This is a genomic window from Floridaenema aerugineum BLCC-F46, from assembly GCF_041929345.1.
Lineage (GTDB): Bacteria > Cyanobacteriota > Cyanobacteriia > Cyanobacteriales > Aerosakkonemataceae > Floridanema > Floridanema aerugineum.
Window position 1 is genome coordinate 18,562 of sequence record NZ_JBHFNQ010000182.1, and the last position, 19,565, is coordinate 38,126.

12 protein-coding genes are annotated in these 19,565 nt (G+C 41.5%); 9 read left to right on the forward strand and 3 right to left on the reverse strand.

Translation table 11 applies throughout. The annotated features are described in order from the left end of the window. The first annotated feature begins 73 nt into the window (after positions 1–73). Both ACE1CC_RS23550 and ACE1CC_RS23555 read left to right on the forward strand, forming a co-directional pair. On the forward strand, positions 74–1,648 hold the full coding sequence (locus ACE1CC_RS23550) for a DUF6399 domain-containing protein (protein WP_413272874.1): 1,575 nt from the start codon (positions 74–76) through the stop codon (positions 1,646–1,648). Positions 1,649–1,920: 272 nt separating this feature from the next. Beyond that, positions 1,921–2,580, forward strand: coding sequence for a cupin domain-containing protein (locus ACE1CC_RS23555; protein ID WP_413272875.1), 660 nt, complete (start codon positions 1,921–1,923; stop codon positions 2,578–2,580). 84 nt (positions 2,581–2,664) lie between these two features. Here the strand turns inward: ACE1CC_RS23555 and ACE1CC_RS23560 are convergent, their stop codons facing one another. Then, positions 2,665–3,687: a spore photoproduct lyase family protein gene (locus ACE1CC_RS23560; RefSeq protein ID WP_459563902.1), complete on the reverse strand. Its 1,023-nt coding sequence runs from the start codon at positions 3,685–3,687 to the stop codon at positions 2,665–2,667. Between the two features lie 374 nt (positions 3,688–4,061). Further along, positions 4,062–4,565 (reverse strand): MFS transporter, encoded by a 504-nt coding sequence (locus ACE1CC_RS23565; RefSeq protein WP_413272877.1) that lies wholly within the window; start codon positions 4,563–4,565, stop codon positions 4,062–4,064. A gap of 44 nt (positions 4,566–4,609) precedes the next feature. Here ACE1CC_RS23565 and ACE1CC_RS23570 point away from each other — a divergent pair, with 44 nt between their 5' ends. The 6 genes from ACE1CC_RS23570 to ACE1CC_RS23595 all read left to right on the forward strand — a co-directional run bounded on the left by ACE1CC_RS23570 (position 4,610) and on the right by ACE1CC_RS23595 (position 8,474). Further along, positions 4,610–5,920 carry a dihydrolipoyl dehydrogenase family protein gene (locus ACE1CC_RS23570; protein WP_413272878.1) on the forward strand — a complete coding sequence of 437 codons (1,311 nt, stop codon included), beginning with the start codon at positions 4,610–4,612 and terminating at the stop codon, positions 5,918–5,920. A 215-nt stretch (positions 5,921–6,135) separates the two neighbouring features. Further along, a complete protein-coding gene (locus tag ACE1CC_RS23575) occupies positions 6,136–6,624 on the forward strand; it encodes a hypothetical protein (RefSeq protein WP_413272879.1) in 489 nt (162 codons plus the stop codon). 67 nt (positions 6,625–6,691) lie between these two features. Beyond that, positions 6,692–6,856, forward strand: a complete 165-nt coding sequence (locus ACE1CC_RS23580) for a hypothetical protein (RefSeq protein WP_413272880.1) — start codon at positions 6,692–6,694, stop codon at positions 6,854–6,856. Between the two features lie 56 nt (positions 6,857–6,912). Then, the gene (locus ACE1CC_RS23585) at positions 6,913–7,620 is read left to right on the forward strand and encodes a hypothetical protein (RefSeq protein WP_413272881.1); all 708 of its coding nucleotides are present in this window, start codon (positions 6,913–6,915) and stop codon (positions 7,618–7,620) included. A gap of 154 nt (positions 7,621–7,774) precedes the next feature. Beyond that, entirely contained in the window at positions 7,775–8,086 is a 312-nt protein-coding gene (locus ACE1CC_RS23590) for a hypothetical protein (protein ID WP_413272882.1), read from the forward strand. A gap of 115 nt (positions 8,087–8,201) precedes the next feature. Continuing rightward, a complete protein-coding gene (locus tag ACE1CC_RS23595) occupies positions 8,202–8,474 on the forward strand; it encodes a hypothetical protein (RefSeq protein WP_413272883.1) in 273 nt (90 codons plus the stop codon). A gap of 54 nt (positions 8,475–8,528) precedes the next feature. Here the strand turns inward: ACE1CC_RS23595 and ACE1CC_RS23600 are convergent, their stop codons facing one another. Then, positions 8,529–12,131 (reverse strand): NACHT and WD40 repeat domain-containing protein, encoded by a 3,603-nt coding sequence (locus ACE1CC_RS23600; protein ID WP_413272884.1) that lies wholly within the window; start codon positions 12,129–12,131, stop codon positions 8,529–8,531. A gap of 824 nt (positions 12,132–12,955) precedes the next feature. Between ACE1CC_RS23600 and ACE1CC_RS23605 the strand changes: the two genes are divergently transcribed. Next, positions 12,956–19,363, forward strand: coding sequence for a calcium-binding protein (locus tag ACE1CC_RS23605; protein WP_413272885.1), 6,408 nt, complete (start codon positions 12,956–12,958; stop codon positions 19,361–19,363). Positions 19,364–19,565 lie beyond the last annotated feature (202 nt).

Here is a 19,565-nt window from a genome sequence, read left to right on the forward strand (position 1 = left end):
TTTAGTTCGCGTTATAATAACGCGAACTAAATCTAATATAGTAAATTAAAGTACTGAGGATTTGGCAAATAGCATGAATGTGCGTGTGCGGGGGTTTGAACTCTTCAAAGCTGGTCTAATCAATGGCTTAAAATCTATTCGTAGTTTAGCAGATCTGACGCAAATTTCTAAAAGTAGCGTTCATCGCCATCAACAAGCAATGAAACGACGTAACCTACATCCAGAGTCGTACTTCTGGGAAACACCAGATGGATATCAATGGTTACGGCTGTTAGTTTTTGCGACTGTCTATATCTTTGGCATTCAACAAGGTGTGGGCTGTGAAGTAATTTCGCGGTTTTTTCATCTGTTACGTTTGCAGAACGTAATCGGAGTTTCTCCAACCAGCTTGCGCCGTATTGAGGCACAAATGCGAGAACAAATTCTCAATTACTCTTCACAGATACAACAACAGTTAAAAAACAATCCTACCACATTGTTCATCCAAGCGGGTGCGGATGAAACCTTTTTTCCTGAAGTGGTATTGGTGTTAATGGATTTGGTTTCTGGCTACATTATTTTAGAAGATTTTAGTCACGATAGGCAATACTTGACTTGGAGCCAAAAAGCGGAAAAGGCACTGCAAAATCTGGGTGGAATGGTGGTAGTTAAATCTCTCGTTAGTGACCGAGCTAAAGCTTTAATTCAGTTAGCGGTACAAGGGTTCGACTGTGCTTCTATTCCTGACTTGTTTCATGCAATGCGTGGGATTTCTAAAGTAGTCGGTTCTTGTTTTGGCAGTCGATTAAACCATCTTAAAAAGCAGTTACGTACTCTACACAGCCAAGTTTTGAACTACACTCAAAAGCGCCAACCAATTCCGGAACGATTGTCACAACAAATTACAGTTCTGCAAGAGGAATACAATTTTTTCTTGACTGGACAACAAGCTTATCATAATATTTTACATCAAATTACTTGTGTTGTTCATCCCTTTGCTATCGATGGTAGTGGATTTCAATCTACTGTTGATGTCGCCACTGCTCTTTATCAACTACTTCCTCAGTTAGCTGCTGTAGGTCATACTTACCAAATAGCGAAACTGGACAAAGCAATAAAAGTATTTAGTGGACAGATTGCGGCGATGGCTGCGGGAATTAATTTATGGTGGCAATCTGTAGAGGAGAGTTTACTTTTAGAAGAAATAGATGTGGAAATGTCTGATTGGTTATTAAAATACTTTCTCCCCCATTTTTATTGGCGCTCAGTGATTGCTCAAACTAAAAACCCAACTTTGTGCCAGATTTATGAGCCAACATCAATGGAAGCTTTAAGTCGCTTACTACTACATCCTTTAACCAGTAAGCTCGACCGAGATGAATGGGCGCGTTGGCGTAATTGGGCTACTCTTATGTCGGCTAAATTTCAGCGGAGTTCTTCTGCGATTGAGGGGCGTAATGGTTATTTATCCCGTCTGCATCACTGTGGGCGAGGTATTTCTCAACAGCAGTTACAAGTCTTGACTGTTATTCATAATTTTGACCTGAAAAGAACTGATGGAACTACGGCTGCACAACGCTTATTTGCTGTGGAATTTCCTAATTTATTTGAATGGGTAATTCTCCAAATGGGTGACTTACCTCTCCCTCGAAAATCTTCTTCTTTTTAGGAAAAATTAACTGAATTTTGACAATTTAATTATGATTTATTTAGAGTCAGCTAGGAATTATTATTTCTGGCTTAAGTAGTATTGTACTACGCTTTATCGACTATTGATTTTAATAAATATCTGAGGAGAGTACCCTGAAATCCTTGGAATCAAGATGCCACCAACTGTCCCGTCTTAGGTTGGTAGCCGATGCAACGAAGAGAAGCCAGTATTAATGATGTGCCAATTTTAGAGTCAGAACGTAAGTTTCGCTCTTGAAAGGAGTTGATAAAATGAAACTTCATGCAGATTTGTCAGAACGAGCGATCGCACGCACAGAAAACCTCCCTTGGGTTGATTCTCCCATCCCTGGAGTACAACGCCGAATGTTAGAGCGCGATGGTGAAGAAGTAGCAAGGGCTACCTCGATCGTCCGCTATGCTCCTGGTAGTCAGTTCTCACCTCACACTCATGGTGGTGGCGAAGAGTTCCTAGTGCTAGAAGGTGTGTTTTCCGATGAATATGGCGACTATCCGGCTGGAACTTATGTGCGTAACCCCGTAGGTTCTACCCATACACCTTTTAGTCAGCATGGTGCATCAATTTTCGTCAAGCTCTGGCAAATGCCACCAGATGAAGCACAGCGTGTTGTCGTCGAAACACAACATACCCCTTGGTTGCCTGGATTAGTTGATGGTTTGCAAGTGATGCTACTGCACAGTTACGGTAGCGAAAATGTAGCTTTGGTAAAATGGGCTCCCGGTACTCATTTTCAACCACATCGTCATTGGGGCGGGGAAGAAATTTTAGTTCTGAATGGTGTTTTTGCAGATGAGTTTGGTACTTATCCCAAAGGAACTTGGATACGCAACCCTTCTGGTAGTATGCACGCTCCTTTCAGTATTGAAGGATGTGTGATTTACGTCAAAACTGGGCATCTGATTGCAAATTAGCTCCTATTAGAACTCGATTTACAATTTGCGGTAGAGAAATTCTAATGCGGCTACTAGCTTTTGCGTCCGTTGCTCGCGCTTTGCTTACGTCCAATAAAGAATTTGTGCTTGTGGGAAGCGGCGATCGATTTCCTGTTCAAAAAAGCGACGCAGAGGGTTCATGGTGTCTTTATCATAGACATACTTGATGCCACCAAACTTGTTCCGTTTGATGACTCGTCCCGCTTCATCCAAATCTAGCTTGCTATGAGGATACCAGGTTTGCAATACTTCCTTCGAGCCTGGAGTAAAGCGGTGAGAGATTAACTCAAATGTCAGGTCGCAATCAAAATCTAATGCAGCACCGATTTGGTCAAATAGTTGAGTATAATGGTCTTCCCAATCTTCGATCGGCATTATCGGGGCAATCACCAATCCTACAGGATAGCCGCCTCCTCCCCGTTGAGTAGGTAATGCCAGCTTTCGCAATGCTCCTAAACGGGCGGTAACTGAAGCGGTTCCTCCCTCCATTCTGGTAGAAATAGGAGCAGCATTTACACTCACTCGACATCGGGTATGTCCGTTGTGGGCTAACTCTAATAATGGTTCAACTGCATCAAATTTAGACACCCAACGCAAATAACCATCCTTACGAGTACCAAAGTAGTGAATGCACTCGGCAAGACTACCTGTAAGATGTTCGATGCCTAACGGATCGGTGTAACAACTGACCTCAAAAGAAGTATTTTTCCCCGGCTTTTCATAAGCAGCAAGGTTGGCAATAATCTGCGGTAGGTTGGCAAAGACGCGAATTACTGGTGGTCCTTGCAAACTGCCAGCCAGGTAACAGTATTGACAATGTGCCGGACAGCCTTCTGCTAGATGAAACTGCCAGTCAGCTGAAGGGGGAATTGGGCTAAGTTTGAAATGGCTATTGGGGGCATTAACTACTGCTAGGGTGCGTTTGGAGATGTCGTAGGTTTCTCGATCGCTTTCACCCCGTAATCCTGTCAATCGATTGCGGGGCAACTCTTCAACGGGTAATCCCAGTGCTTGCACTCGCTCTAAAATCTGCTGTCCCCACGCTTCTTCTAGAGCAGCGGGAGTGAACAAAACGCGATCGGGCATCCACAAACGCGGCTTGGTTAATGTTGTTGCTTCCAAAGAAGTCGATACAGTCAAATTCGATTCTCCACACTTGGTCTACTTTCCATTGTGATTTCATCTCCACTAAAAAAATTCTCCTTATTAGAGAGATTTCACCCTATCAAAAGCAGTATTTACCCAAATTTTCGCTTATTACTAATTAATGAAAAAACTTATTTTACTGCTCATCTATTGTTGAGCTATGGCTAACCAGTCCATTAACTTCAACGTTCCTTCGCCGAGATTTCCACTGTCTTCAAATATTTGATGTAATTCTTCATTAAAACCACTATTAAAAACCCGATTATTCGTTTTTTGTTCGTCACTCTAGCTTTTTTAATTGTGAATATTTGGATTTATCTATTATGGCGATTTGTTAGCCCAAGCTTAGAATTGAGTAACGTATAAAAACCAATCAACACTAAATTGGCTGAGGTCATAACGTACAACAGGGCAATACCTCCTCCAGGTTCGGTTCCTACTACATTACTCAATAACGGTGTCAACCAGCTTTGAGATCGAGTTGCAAGTTCAAATACATAATCTGCTAGGAGTCCTGCCATTATCGTAGCTAAGGCGATCGCAACTTGCTGACTCAGCATCACTGCTGCAAATACCTGTCCCTGAACGTTTGCTTCAACGTGAGCGAACCAAAGAGCCTGTTCAGAACCGCCAAACAGAGGAAAACTCAGAGATGCAGCAAACTGAGTGGGTAGCCATATCAAAGGAGATCGTCCCAAGCCAAAGGCAACTTTACTAACACCAACGACAATAATTCCCAGCGCCATATCGCGCCATCGTTGCTGACTGCCACCCCAAAGGCTGAGGACGATCGCACCCACCACACCACCTAACCCCATAATTGACGAAACGCCGCCTAATATAGTCGCATTACCTCCCGTGCGTGCCAGAATTAGTGGACTGTAGAGCGCATCGCCAAACTCATGAGCAAACCAGAATAAAAAACCGAGGTTGTACACCTTCCAAAGCTTTTCTAGCAGCGGCTCATGCAGCAGGTCGTGCTCGTCAGGCGAAGGCGTTAGGCATTCATGCGGATGTGCAGGTGGATTTTCCAGAGGTAATGAAGCGAGTCCGAAGCATCCGGGATTCCTTCAATCAAGGAGTTCAAAAAGGACTCCACGATGCAGGAGTTACTGTCGTTTGTGCCGAAGCCTCGTTTACTGGAGAACGAACTGTAACCGGGGGCGATCGGACGGTTCAAGCTCCGTTGGTAGTGATTAATACGGGTACGTCTTCACTAATTCCCAATATTCCTGGGTTAGCAGACACCCCTTACCTGACTAACCGTAATTTCTTTGACCTAAAGGAGTTACCACCTCGTCTGTTAGTGATTGGGGCGGGTTATATTGGGCTAGAACTGGGGCAAGGATTAGCACGTTTGGGCAGTGACACTCACTTGATTGTACGAGGCGATCGCGTCCTGAATCACGAAGAACCCGATGTTAGTGAGGTGCTCGCACAAGCGTTGCAGCGAGATGGGATTCATCTCCACTTTCATGTCAATACAGAAAAAGTTATGCACGCCGATGGTATATTCACCCTGAATTTGGACAACGGACAGGAACTCCAGGGCGAAGCACTGTTGATTGTAGTTGGACGTAAACCAAACACTCAAGCGTTGAATGTCGCCGCAACAGGAGTAGAATTAGACGAGAAAGGATTCGTTAAAATTGACCAACAGTTCCGCACTACCTGTGAAGGGGTGTATGCGATTGGGGATGTTGCCGACCAACCAGCATTTACCCACGTCTCCTGGGAAGACTATCGCCGTTTGAAAGCCATCCTCTGTGGAGAGAATCGCACTCGTAGCGATCGCGTTTTGGGATACGCCGTTTACACCGAACCGCAGGTTGGGCGAGTGGGAATGACTATTGAAAGCGCACAGAAAAAAGGGATTAATGCCCGATGCGTTACGCTACCGATGGCACATATAGCTCGTGCGATTGAGTGGGGACACGATCTTGGGTTTTACCGCATGGTAATCGACAACGATACCGACAAAATTCTTGGTGCCACGCTAGTGGGCTACGAAACGGCTGAACTAGTCCATGTCTTCCTGTCGTTAATGGAGGCTGGGGCAACCTGGCAGCTATTGGAGCAATCAGTTCACATTCATCCCACTTATGGCGAAGCACTGCCCAGTCTGGCACGATTGCTAGTTGGTGATGAGATGCCATCTTGCCCAAATATGTGAGAACTCAATTGCTAAAATTAATCAAAATGACCAGCGTTAATGGAGATTCAACTGCTCAATTAGCAATTTATAAGATTACGGTAAATCAGTTATCGGATATTAATCCTTGCCCCTACCACAGAAGTTTTAGTTATTGCTAACGCAAGAAAACGAGTGAAACAGCAAGCACAGCCATCAACACGGCTGGCAATCAAACATTTCACTTGTTTACCATCATGTCTACAATCACAAAAATCAACAGTTTTGCCGCAGAAAGCATTGTGCAACGGCTAGCAATCACAGCAGGTGCTAAACCAGTTCACTTTGAGACTACACAACTGGTGCGTATTGCCAAAGCTACCAGACTCGGATGGCAGCGTCTCAAAAAAGCTTTACCTTACCTGCTATCAGAATACGGACGGCATATCAAAAATGGCAGGTATGCTATGGAATGGGATGCCGTACCAGCTGCTGTCATCCTCGATTATGTGTATGGACTAGATGCCGTATTTCTCTGGCGGGGATGGTGTATTGGTATCGATGCTACGACTAACAGTAATGCGGTTGCCCAAAAGCAATCCAAACTCAGATTATTGCAACCATTATTACAAGCATTGCAAATAGATTGTGCAGCAGTCGCCCAAGTTAGCAGTCATGCCAATCGAACTGAATTTATTCAAAACCTACGGCGTATTATCCAAGGCGAAACCTTAATTCAATTGTAATGTATTGCTCCATTCTGACTGCGTTCACACGCGCAGTAGGAATGGAAGTTTTTTTAGGTACTTCTTTATGAACCATCACAAAAAGAAAAGCCTCGACCAACTAATCAAAGAATTCCGGCATTATTATTACCAACGTCGCCACCAGAAAAAACATCGCGTCAGAAGAATGTTAACGCAATATTTGTACAAATTACAACGCCAAATTAGGTTATCGATTGAACCTTATGAGTAATAGTTAACAGTGCTAACGCACAAAGTCGCTCGAACAAAAAACAAAGGTAATTCTAGATGATTGCTACCGCTAATCCCACCATTATCAACGAACGTCAAGCAGTAATTAAACTAGCAGAATTTAGTTTAGTTGAATTCACGCTAGCAGAAAATAATGCAACAATTATTGCAGGTCGTCTACGATTTCCACCATTATGCGCTCGTACTGCAATTAGAGAAATTATCGCGCAACTAGTGGAAAATCAAGGTACTATTTTATCGCAGCAATGTGTTGGAGATGCAATAGCGACTACCGGATGGTCAAGTTTGGTATTTAATGCACCACTATCAACTTACCAAAAGCTGCTAAAAACTGCACGTCCATCCAATTTGCAGGTAGTTAGGGATAGCACTAAGGCACTATTGCAAGAGCTATCATCAACTGATGAAAGTTCTACCAATTTTCTGGATTTAGCAACAACAAGTGAAGCAACTAAGGCGATAGTTGCAGATGAATCAATCGATGAAGTAGCTGTTGAGGTTGAAGAATGGTTGGTACTATCTGAGCCAAATAACGAACCTGAAGCCAATCATTTATTTAATAGTTCAGGTTTAACAATTGCTACCGAGTCACAACTTCAACAATTAACACTGACTAAGCTCAAAGAACTGGCTGCTAATCATAACATTCAAGGTCGTTCTAGCATGACGAAAAATCTAGAAACTGCTCACAAATTGTTAGTTCCTCAACTTATTGGATTGGTTGCAGTTGATGAAATTTCATAGCCACGAACATTGCTCCCTGGTTGTAGGGAGCAGTTTTTTACCAATTGTAAGATTGATGCAAAGGCTGACATTTTGAAGCATTGATTATTGGTTTTTCTAAAGTATGCCTAACGGCAAAAAAGTACTGGAATTAGTTAATTAACGGACAAACATTATGGCTATTTCATTAGGTTCTTTGGGTATTCGTACCAATTCTCGTAAACTGCTCAATACTGCTGTAGAATTAGCAGAGTCGCGCCTTTACTTTCAGGCATTAGCAGATGGTACTGTAGAAGCTCATAATGGTAAAGCTGTACGTGCCAAACTATATCAACAACTTGAAGAAGTTAGCGATGAAGAATTGCTAGCGTTATGCCATCAATTGCTAACGCTAATTGAAGTTGGTAAGCGTTCTAGCGATCGTTACGAACGGATTCAAGCTGCTAAAGCGAACAAACCAGAAGTTGCGGCTGCTGACGAATTTTAAGCAACTTAGGCTCGCTCTTAGGATGGGGGCGGGCTAGCTTTTTTTAGCATAAATACAATCTCCCCTAACGGGGTAAAAAAACTGAATATCAAGTTATCTAAAATGTACAAAGCTTATGCAATTTCATTTCAAATTTTTAGGAATTTGGTTTTCCAATTGCTGTGGTAATTGCTTTGCACCTGCATTGCAGTTTAACCAATACGGGCTAACTTTCCGTAGTAAAAACTGGCTAGAAACTCGGTTTTATCGCTGTTGTGATGGTAGCTTCGATTGGAACTCAGACCACATCGCGTTCTACTTCGGTAAATGCACTCCGGGCGACGAACAGAAAGGATATCCTGATATTTACGAATATCGAGGTATTTTGGGCTATCACCAGTATATTTAATAACTTTATTTAACCACTTCTGGAATGGGAAGTGGTTTGATTTTTATTATTAATTTAACTGGTTATTTCCATTTCCACAGCACCATTAATTTTCAGAGTTTCCTTTTGTGCATTGCTCACGCCAGTAACTCCAGTAATATTCATCCCTTCATAAAGTCGTGGCAATCGCAAAGTATGAACACAAGCACCAGTTGCTACATCCCATAACTTGATTGTCTCATCCATACTACCACTAGCTAGAAGATTACCATTAGGATTAAAAATAACCGACTCTACACCATTTTCATGCCCCTGCAAAGTCAGCTGACAAACTCCTGATTGCATATCCCACAACTTAATCGTGCCATCTCTACTACCACTAACTAATCTTTTACCATCCATGCTAAAGTCGATACTTCCTACCCAATCTTGATGTCCTAACAAAGTTATCAAACATTCTCCTGTAGCAACACACCAAACTTTGATAGTGCGATCGGAACTACCACTCACAACAGTTTTTCCATCTGGACTAAAAGCAACAGACCAAACCCAATCTGTATGTCCTGTCAAAGTTTTGATACACTTACCACTATCAACATCCCAGAATTTTACAGTCCGATCGCCACTACCACTAACTAACATTTTACCATCAGGACTTAAAGCAATAGAAAATATCCAACCTGCGTGTCCATTAAGACTTTTTATACACTGACCAGTGACCAAATCCCAAAATTTAATTGTTTGGTCATGACTACTACTAATCAGAGTTTTATTATCCAATGATAATAGCACTTTTCGTACCCAACCTGTATGTCCTGTTAAAACTAAACATTCATCAGTGCCAACTTGCCAAACTCTAATAGTATAATCGGTACTACCACTAGCAAAGTATTGTCCATCATGGCTAAAAGTAACTGTCCAAACTAAATTTTTATGACCCCACCAAGTTTTTTCACATTCATAGTTATTGATATTCCAAAGCCTCACACTACCATCACCATTTCCACTAGCTAAAGTTTGACCATCGGGACTAAAAGACAGAGATTCTACCCAACTAAGATACCCTTTGAGAATATTCAATCTTTGACCTGTTCGTACATCCCAAAACTGAACTGTTTTATCATTACTTCCACTAGCTAAAGTTTGACCATCTGGACTAAAAGCTACCTGCCAAACTATATCTTGATGCCCTAATAAAGCTTGTTTACATTCTATATTACTAAGCTCATCAACTTGCCACAATTTAACATATTTATCAGAACTACAACTAGCTAAAGTTTCGCCATCTGGACTAAAATTGATTGACCAAATTTCGTCTGAATGTGCAGTTAATGTAGTTAGGCATTTACCCGTAGTTATCTGCCACAATTTGATGATGCCATCCTGACTAGCACTAGCAATAATTTTACCATGAGGATGGTAAGCGATCGATCTAATAGGAGCAGTATGTCCCGACCAAGTAGCCCAGCATTCTCCAGTATTAACCTGCCAAACTTTAATTGTATAATCATCACAACCACTAACTAAAATTTCGCCATCTGGACTAAAAGCAATTGCAGCTACCCAATGAGTATGACCCTGTAAAATAGAAAGGCATTCTCCAGTTTTTACATTCCATAATCTTATAGTGCGATCGCCACTGCTACTTGCCAAAATTTCCCCATCAGGACTAAAAGTTACAGTTCCAATCATGTTAGAGTGTTCTGTAATAGTTCGCAAACACTTACCCGTAGGAATCTCTGTTAATTTAATCAGTGCATCCATACCACCGCTAGCAATAAGTTTACCATCAGGACTAAAAGCCAGAGATTTTATCCAATTAGAATGCCCTTTATAAATAGATAATAATTGACCGTCTGCAACTCGCCACAAACAAATATCGCTTTCTATATCACCTGTTGCCAAAAGCTGACCATTTGGACTATAAGTTAAAGACATAATCCCATTAAGTCTTTGCGAGAAAACCGAATTAGTTAAATCGCACTTACTAAAATTAACTCCCTTTAAATTTGTATTTTGTAAAAAAGCTTGCCAAACAGTTAAATTAGAAAAATCGTAGTTAGATAAATCAACCTTCTGTTGAATTAATAAATTTAAAGTATTACCAGTTGCATACCCAGGTTGAGGATGCTTTTGCAAGCAAGAAACCACTCGTTTGAGCTTTTCTTGAACCCTAGCTAAATTTCCTAAATTAGCTACTAACCTTTCCAAAAGTGGTTTTAAAATTAACCGAATTTGAGTATCTCTGATATAATCTTTGGCTGTGGCTTTCATCAGCGCATGACTGATAAAAAACTTAACCTCTTCAGTTGTTATTTCTTGATTAATCTTTTCTACTAATCTTTTGGTTGTATACTCCATAACGACATTTTGTAAAGTAAAACCATCATTAACCTTTTCAATCAAGGAACGTCGCATTAACGAACGCAAAGCTGGTAAGAGTTCTTGTTGTGTAACCGGAGAAATGATATCTTTTTCTAATTGCCAATCAGTTACAGGTTCCCGATTAATTGCTAACCAGTGCATAATCTCTTTCTCAGCCGAAGTTAATCGTTCAAACTGCTGATTTAATAGTTCGCGGATATCATCAAACAAAGCACGTTCCTTGTTTAAGTACTGGCTAACAAAACGCGAAACATTACCATCCAAACATTCTTCAATTGCAGAAGCTACCATATTTAAAGCTAGAGGATTACCAGCATAATGATTGATTAAAGTTTGCCATTCTTCTGTGGAAGCCGAGAAAATGCCATGTTCTTGAAAGATTTTTTGTGCTTCTAATTGCGCTAACCCACTTAAACGTAAGCTACGCACAGGTCGATTTTTTCCTGATAATTGTACTACTTCTTGGGGAGTTTCCCGGCTAGTGATAATCAAACAACTTTGATGTTTTGATTCCCCAATTCTTTTGATTAAATCGCCATATCCTTGATATCCTTGGCGATAGTCACTATTGCTAGTACCACTCTCTAAAATTGATTCAAAATTATCTAGAATAATTAAACACCGAGAATTGCGTAAGTAATTGATTAACTGGGTAATTTTTTCTCCTAGTGTTTCGGGTATTTGTACTTCTGGTTGATGGGAGAGGAATTTTATTAAGTCTGTTACAATTTTTTCAATTGGTGGAGATTCCCGGAGACTGCGCCAAATAACATATTGAAAATTTTGCTGAGTTGCTTGGCAAATGCGTAAAGCTAAAGTGGTTTTCCCGATTCCACCCATACCTAATAATGCGATTAAACGGCATTTTTCTTTAATTAGCAATTGTTCTAAGGTAGCCAATTCATTATTTCTACCATAAATCAGCGGAATATCAGGTGCTTCTCCCCAGTCTTGGTGAGGTTCAATAGCGGGAATGGTTGATTGAAGTGATTGTAAATCAACTGTGATTGGTGCTACTTTCTCTGATTCTAATCTACGTTCTAGTGCTGCTCTAAAATTAACCTTGGTAACTTTTTCTCCTAATACTTTGGAGAGTAAACGCCAAAATTTTGACCCTTCTTCTTTGATGTATTGTTCGGTATATCCGTTGTCTTCGCTGGTTTGTGAGTAAGATTTGTCTTGCAATGCACCTTTGATGATGGCTGTTTGCACGTCTGTTAGGTGTTTTTTGGTGTTTTGGAACAGGAGTGTATCTACTAAATCGATTAGTAACTTATGATTATCTAGGTTCATAGCTCAACGTTAAGTAATTTTACGGTAGCTACACCCTACTAAGGAAACCTACTTTTCCCTACTTTATCCAACTGACATCGAGAGTTGCTTGAACAAGAATATAAGTAATCGCTGAGGTGGGGATGCTTCCAGGCTACCAAGCACTGCACTCTCTACCTTTCTTAGCATTACCTAATTTGAGTAAAGGAGTACGCATAGATGCTGATTACACCCCGAAAATCCTGATAAGACAATGCTTGACACCCTTCTAATGTGCAGTTGGTATATTGCGGTTATTGGTTGTTTTTGACACTATAGCACTTGGAGCAGCCTAACTGTACTTTAAGAAAAAATTCTTAAAGTATTGCCATGTCAGCACTGTTGTTGCTATGTCGGACTGATTTTTAATTAAATTTGTAAAAGGCGATTTACAAATTCTTGCCAGTCCGTAATTTCCACAGTAAGCTGTGAATTGAGGTTTTAGCATAAATACTGATATTTCTGAACTGTAATTTTCAGAAAACTGTCAGGGTGAAATGTAGTTCTACTTATCAGCGTTATTCTCTACTAGTTCTCTCATCACCGAACGGTCACTTTTTTAAGATTTAATTCTCTTTTCGGTAGAATCAAGGACGAATAGAGACAATCCCTAAAATGGGTGAAGCAATCGCCAAAAAATCATGTTTCTCTGTAAACATATTTATAAGCTTCCCCTAAACAATTTTCTTAATTGACTTTTGCCACAAGTTTAATTATCAGAACTCAGCACACTTTTTTCGTAGCAGTGTTGATAGATTCGTTTGCCTAAACTTTGCATCGTCTAGAATTCAACCAAGGAGAAAACAATGGTTAATTTAATTAACACCGTTAATTCTGTAGAAGTAATTGATGAAGCTACCGAACTTACAGAGGATTTATTAACTAATTTTGCCAAAGATGAGAATTTGTTAGGGAAAATAAATCTGGCTTTTGGTGATGAAATAAATAAAGAAAACCTCGATAAGTTACTTCAGCAATGGGGAAATGGTAACTTTGTCGAATTACCAGAAATTGAAATTCGCAAAGCCGCAGAAATTAACGGTGCTAATGGTGCTTATTCTTGGGAGAATAACAAGATTTATTTAGCTCAAGAGTATTTGGTATTAAATGCAGGCAATGGGAGTGCGATTACTAATGTTCTGTTAGAAGAAATTGGGCATTTTATTGATTCTCGAATTAACACATTCGATGCTGCTGGGGATGAAGGAGCGATTTTTTCTTCTGTAGTCCGAGGTGTGGAGTTAAATGGATCTGCACTTCGGGCATTAAAGGCTGAAAATGATACAGTTATTCTCACCTTAGATGGAAAACTTATTCAGCTGGAGGAGCAGAATTTCACGGGTACATTCAAAAATGCTATTACCGAATTAGATCAGCTGCTGACTAAACTACAAGATGGTATCAATAGTCGAGTTTTTAGCGAGAGTATACCTATTGTTGGCGATAGTTTAAAAAATTCTACTGAGCAAGCAGTGCAATTCGTCGAAAATATTAGAACTGCTGTCCACGACAAACTGAATGATATTACCGACTTAAGCAATGCAACTGTTACTGATATTCAAAATGCTCTTAACACAGCACTTGGTTCAGGTTCAAGTGGATTAAAGCTTCTCAAACAAGCAATCAAGGTTGTTGACACCACTGATGAAGTAATCTTTGACTTAAAACTTGGTTCTAATACACCATCTAATTTTGAAACCGCATTCGCATCAAACTTTGGCATACCAGGGGTCGGACTTGAGTTGAGTGGTGACGCAAATGTTGGATTAGGTTTTGACTTTAATCTAAAACTTGGTGTAAATAAAACTGAAGGTTTTTTCATTGATACATCCACAAATGATGAACTCAAAATTGATTTAAATGCTGCAACTCCAGGTTTAAATGCCAACGGCAAACTTGGATTTCTTACCCTTAATGCCACAGACAAAGGAACTAACTTTAATGGCTCCTTCACTGTCGATTTAGCTGACTCTGGCGATCGGCTAAAAATTGCAGAGATTCCCTCAGTGGATTTTCAAAGCTTAGTTGACGCTAAACTGACTGCCAATGCTGACGTTAACTTAAATCTGGCAACAAGCTTTGGTGATTCAGCTAAATTCCCCAAACTTAGCAGCGACTTCAATCTAGATTGGAATTTTAATGCAGTCGATATCGACGATGCTAGCTTTGGCGAATTACCCACTATAGGATTTAATAATGTTAAATTGGACTTGGGTTCATTTTTGAACGATTTTGCCAAACCGATTGTACAAGAAGTTCGTAATGTTACAAAATCCTTTGATCCCGTTGTCAATTTTTTATCTCAACCTATACCAGTATTAGATCGTGTAGGTCTTAATTTAAGTCTTTTAAACATGGCAGGCTTGTCCTCAAGTGCAGACTTCATCAAAGCACTAGATGCTATAAAAAACCTTGACAATACCATCAATAGTAGCGGCTCTGTACTTATAGATCTTGGTAACTTTAGTATCGATCAAAATAAAAACTTTACTAGTCTTCAACCAAACAGTAATGCCATTGAGCAAGCCAAAGCTAATGGAGCAAGCAGTTTCTTCACAACTAGTGAAAAAATCCCAGGCGGAGGATTAAAATTTCCTATCCTTGAAGATCCTACTCAAGCATTTAACCTGTTTTTAGATAAAGATGCAGAACTATTTAAATTCACATTACCTGAATTTAAAGGCTCAATTTCTGCTGATTATCCTATTCCTGTATGGGCTCTTCCTCCTGTAACTGTGACATTAGGAGGTACAGCAAGTTTTGAAATTCCAAATTTCACATTTGGATATGACACAGCAGGCTTTAGAAAAGCATCTCAACCAAATGGTACTACATCTGATATTTTTACTCAGGGTTTTTTCATAGATAATTCTCAGCCTGTGTTTAAACTTAATGGCAATCTATACGCGGATGGGTCTGTAGGTATTCCCGGTTTTAAAGGAGGTGGAAAAGTTTACATAAATGGTAGTGGTAATTTCTCACTTGACGATCCAACTCCGGGTGATGGTAAGGTCAGATTTGGAGAAATTTCTAGTAATTTACAAACCGATCCGCTGGAAATTTTTGATATAGACGGCGACATCAAAGCTGGTTCTAGCCTGTACGTAGAACACATTACATACAACCCTGTCAGAATTTGGAAGGGACTTGGTAATTTACTTCGTGGAAGATGGGAAGAAGCTTTAAAGGAAACTATTGAGAAAAAGGAATGGAAAATAGCTGAAATTGAGTTATTTGATTTTGTCTTTGGCGATAATGCAAAACAGCCATTCGACCCCAATCTAGCATTGCGTTTGGGTGACGGTGTACTACGACTCAATATGGGAGAGGGAGAGTATGCAAGTCAACGCAATGCTAGCCCAGAAATTATTGATGAGCTATTCATTCTTAGCAAAGTTCCAGGAGTAAGCGAAACTAAAGTTTGGGCTTTCGGATACGAACAAACTTACTTGAACATTAACAAAATCCTTGGATTAGGAGACACTGGAAATGACCAAATTTTCCTCAATCCAGAAGCAGATATTAGCGTTGACTTTGATGGTGGTTCTGGTGATGACATTCTTCGGGGCGGGGCTGTAGCGGACATTCTTAAAGGTGGCGAAGGTAATGATTATTTAGAAGCTAGGAATGGCAATGACCAACTCTACGGTCAATCTGGTGCGGACAGCTTATTTGGTGGTGATGGTGATGATATTATTGATGGTGGTTCTGAGAATGATCACCTTGAAGGTGAAAATGGTGTAGATTCCCTCTATGGGGGTAATGGTGATGACATTATTAACGGTGGTTCCGGGAACGATTTTCTTTATGGAGGCGCTGATTCAGATATCTTAGCAGGAGGTATCGGGAGTGATATCATCAATGGTGGATCAGAAGATGACCAGCTTTATGGGGAAGCAGATACAGATACACTCATTGGTGGTATAGGAGATGATATCCTTGATGGGGGGTCAGAAAATGACCAACTTTATGGGGAAGTTGGTAATGATACCCTTGCAGGTGGAGATGGCAATGACTTTCTCAGTAGTCATGAAGGACAAGATTTGCTGTATGGTGAAGCTGGAGCGGATATACTATCTGGTGCTGAAGGGAATGACACCCTTGATGGCGGAACTGAAAACGACACCCTCAACGGCGAAGCTGGCAGCGATTCTCTCATCGGTGGCGAAGGCAACGACATCCTCGACGGCGGAACTGAAAACGACACCCTCAACGGCGAAGCTGGCAGCGATTCTCTCATCGGTGGCGAAGGCAACGACATCCTCAATGGTGGAACTGAAAACGACACTCTTAACGGTAATGCAGGTAACGACTCACTCTACGGCAACTCCGAAAACGACCTTTTAATCGGAGACTCCGGCAACGATTTAATTGATGGCGGCACAGAAATCGATACCGTCACCTACGAAAACTCCCCCAAAGCAGTCATTGTTAACATCAACGAAACTCAAAACTACAACAACAACTCCACTGACCCAGTTAACATCGAACCCAACTTTACCATCAATGCAGGCACCGCCGAAGATGGATATGGCAACACCGACACCCTCCGTAACTTAGAAAACATCATCGGTTCAGAATTCGATGATATCCTCATCGGCAATAGCAGTGACAATCGCATTGAAGGATTAGCAGGCAAAGATTTACTCATCGGTAACGCTGGCAATGACACCCTCAATGGTGGAGAAAATATCGATACCGTCAGCTATCGCCGTGACCCAATGCGTGCCATAGTTAACTTAGAACAAAACACTGCCAGAGATGGTTTTGATAACATTGACCAACTATTCAATATTGAAAACGTTGTCGGTTCCATCTTCAACGATGAAATTACAGGCGATGCCAAAGCAAATATTATTACTGCTGGAGATGGCAACGACCTAATTTATGGTCGAGAAGGTAACGACTCCATCTACGGTGAAACAGGGGAAGATGCTATCTTTGCCGAAGCAGGCGACGACCTGATAGTTGGTGGTAAAGGTGCAGATACCATAGATGGCAGCACAGGTGATGATACCGCTTCCTACTTCAACTCGGAAACTGGAGTTGCAGTTAGTCTGTTAACCGGAAAAGGTTGGGCGGGAGATGCCTTGGGTGACACCTTAACACAAATTGAAAACCTGATTGGTTCGGAATTCATCGATACCTTAATCGGTGACAATGGCAATAACCGGATTGATGGTTTAGCTGGTACTGATTTTATCGATGGTGGATTAGGAGATGACACCATTGATGGTGGAGACGATCGCGATCGCATTCAAGGTTCTGCTGGCAATGACCTATTATATGGAAAAGCTGGAGTAGACTACATCGAAGGCGGCGAAGGTAACGACATCCTTGATGGTGGTGAAGGCAACGACCAACTTTACGGTCAACTTGGCAACGATACTATCGACGGCGGTACTGGCAACGACTACCTCGAAGGTGGCGACGGCGATGACTCCCTAGCAGGTAATAGCGGAAACGACCAACTCTACGGACAAGCTGGTAAGGACACCCTGGATGGTGGAGAAGGTAATGATTACCTCGAAGGTGGAGACAGCGAAGACTTACTATTGGGTAACGCTGGCAATGATTATCTTTACGGACAAAATGGCAACGATACCCTCAACGGCGGTACAGGCAATGATAACCTAGACGGTGATGTAGGCGACGACTTGCTAGATGGCGGTGAAGATAACGATCGCCTTTACGGACAAAAAGGTAGTGATACTCTATTTGGTGGTATAGGCAACGACCTCCTCGATGGCGGTGATGATGCAGACATCCTGTTCGGACAAGCAGGCGTAGACTACCTAACTGGTGGTAATGGCAATGACTCCCTCGATGGTGGCGATGACGACGACCAACTTCACGGTAATGTTGGCAACGATACCCTCAATGGTGGCAATGGTAATGACCTTCTCGATGGTGGGAAGAATGATGACTTGCTTTATGGTAATGCAGGGAACGATCGCATTTTCGGTCAACTCGGCAACGATACCTTGTTCGGTGGTACTGGCAACGACTTCCTCGATGGCGGTAACGACGGTGACACGCTGTTAGGCGAAACAGGCGATGATACTTTGTTTGGCAACAACGGCGATGACTCTTTAGCAGGTGGAGAAGGTAACGACTCCCTTGATGGTGGTAATGGCGATGACTTGCTAACTGGGGAAGATGGCAATGATGAAATCTTTGGTAGTGCTGGTCGAGACTCGCTAGAAGGTGCTGCTGGTGATGACTCTCTCAACGGTGGTACCGGAGATGATGACCTTTATGGTCGCACAGGTAATGATTCCTTAGTTGGTGGAGATGGTAACGACTACCTCGATGGTGGTGAAGGTATTGATAGCTTATTCGGACAAGGGGGTAATGATTATTTAGATGCTGGCGATGGCAATGATTACCTCAGTGGTGGCAACAACAACGACCAACTTTACGGTCAAGCTGGCAATGATACCCTCTCCGGTGATGCTAACAACGATTATCTCGAAGGTGGTGACGGAGATGATTCCCTATCCGGTGGCGATGGCAATGACCAACTTTACGGTCAACTCGGCAAGGATACTTTAGATGGTGGTAAAGGTGATGATTATTTAGAAGGTGGCGAAGATGATGATTTCGTCACTGGTGGCGATGGTCGCGACCAACTCTACGGTCAAGCTGGTAATGATATCTTAGATGCTGGTGTTGGTGATGACTACCTTGAAGGTGGCGATGGTAATGACTCGCTTGTTGGTGGTGATGGTCATGACCAACTCTACGGTCAAGATGGTAATGATTTCCTTGATGGTGGTAAGGGTGTTGACTTACTTGAAGGTGGGGAAGGTAACGATACTTTAGCTGGCGGTGATAATGATGATTCCTTAACTGGTAATGCTGGGGATGACTTGCTTGATGGTGGTGCTGGTAATGATTATCTTGATGGTGGCGACGGAAATAATATTTTCTATGGTGGTGCTGGTCAAGATAGTTTAATTGGTGGTGTCGGTCAAGATACTTTTGCGCTAGTTGCTGGTACTGGTACTGATGCTATCTTCGATTTTATTGTGGGTAGCGATCGCTTTGGTCTCACCAACGGCTTAACTTTTGAACAACTCAAAGTTTCTCAAGGTACGGGGAATAATGCCAGCAATACTGTGATTAGTTTGGTTAGTAACAATGAAGTTCTTGCTACTTTGATTGGCATCCAAGCTAACGCTATCTCTAGTACTGATTTTACTACCCTTTAATTACTTTTAATTAGCTAAATTTGATAGCCGATAGTACTGTTACTATCGGCTATCATCGTAGCTAACAATACTCAAATCGAATAATTGTCAAAAACAATCATTTCCCCAGTCTCTTGCCACCATTGCACGGCTTTCTCAGCTTGTAATTCCATCATTGTAATGAAAGTATTACTCTTGATTCCACCTACTGCTAACCCATATT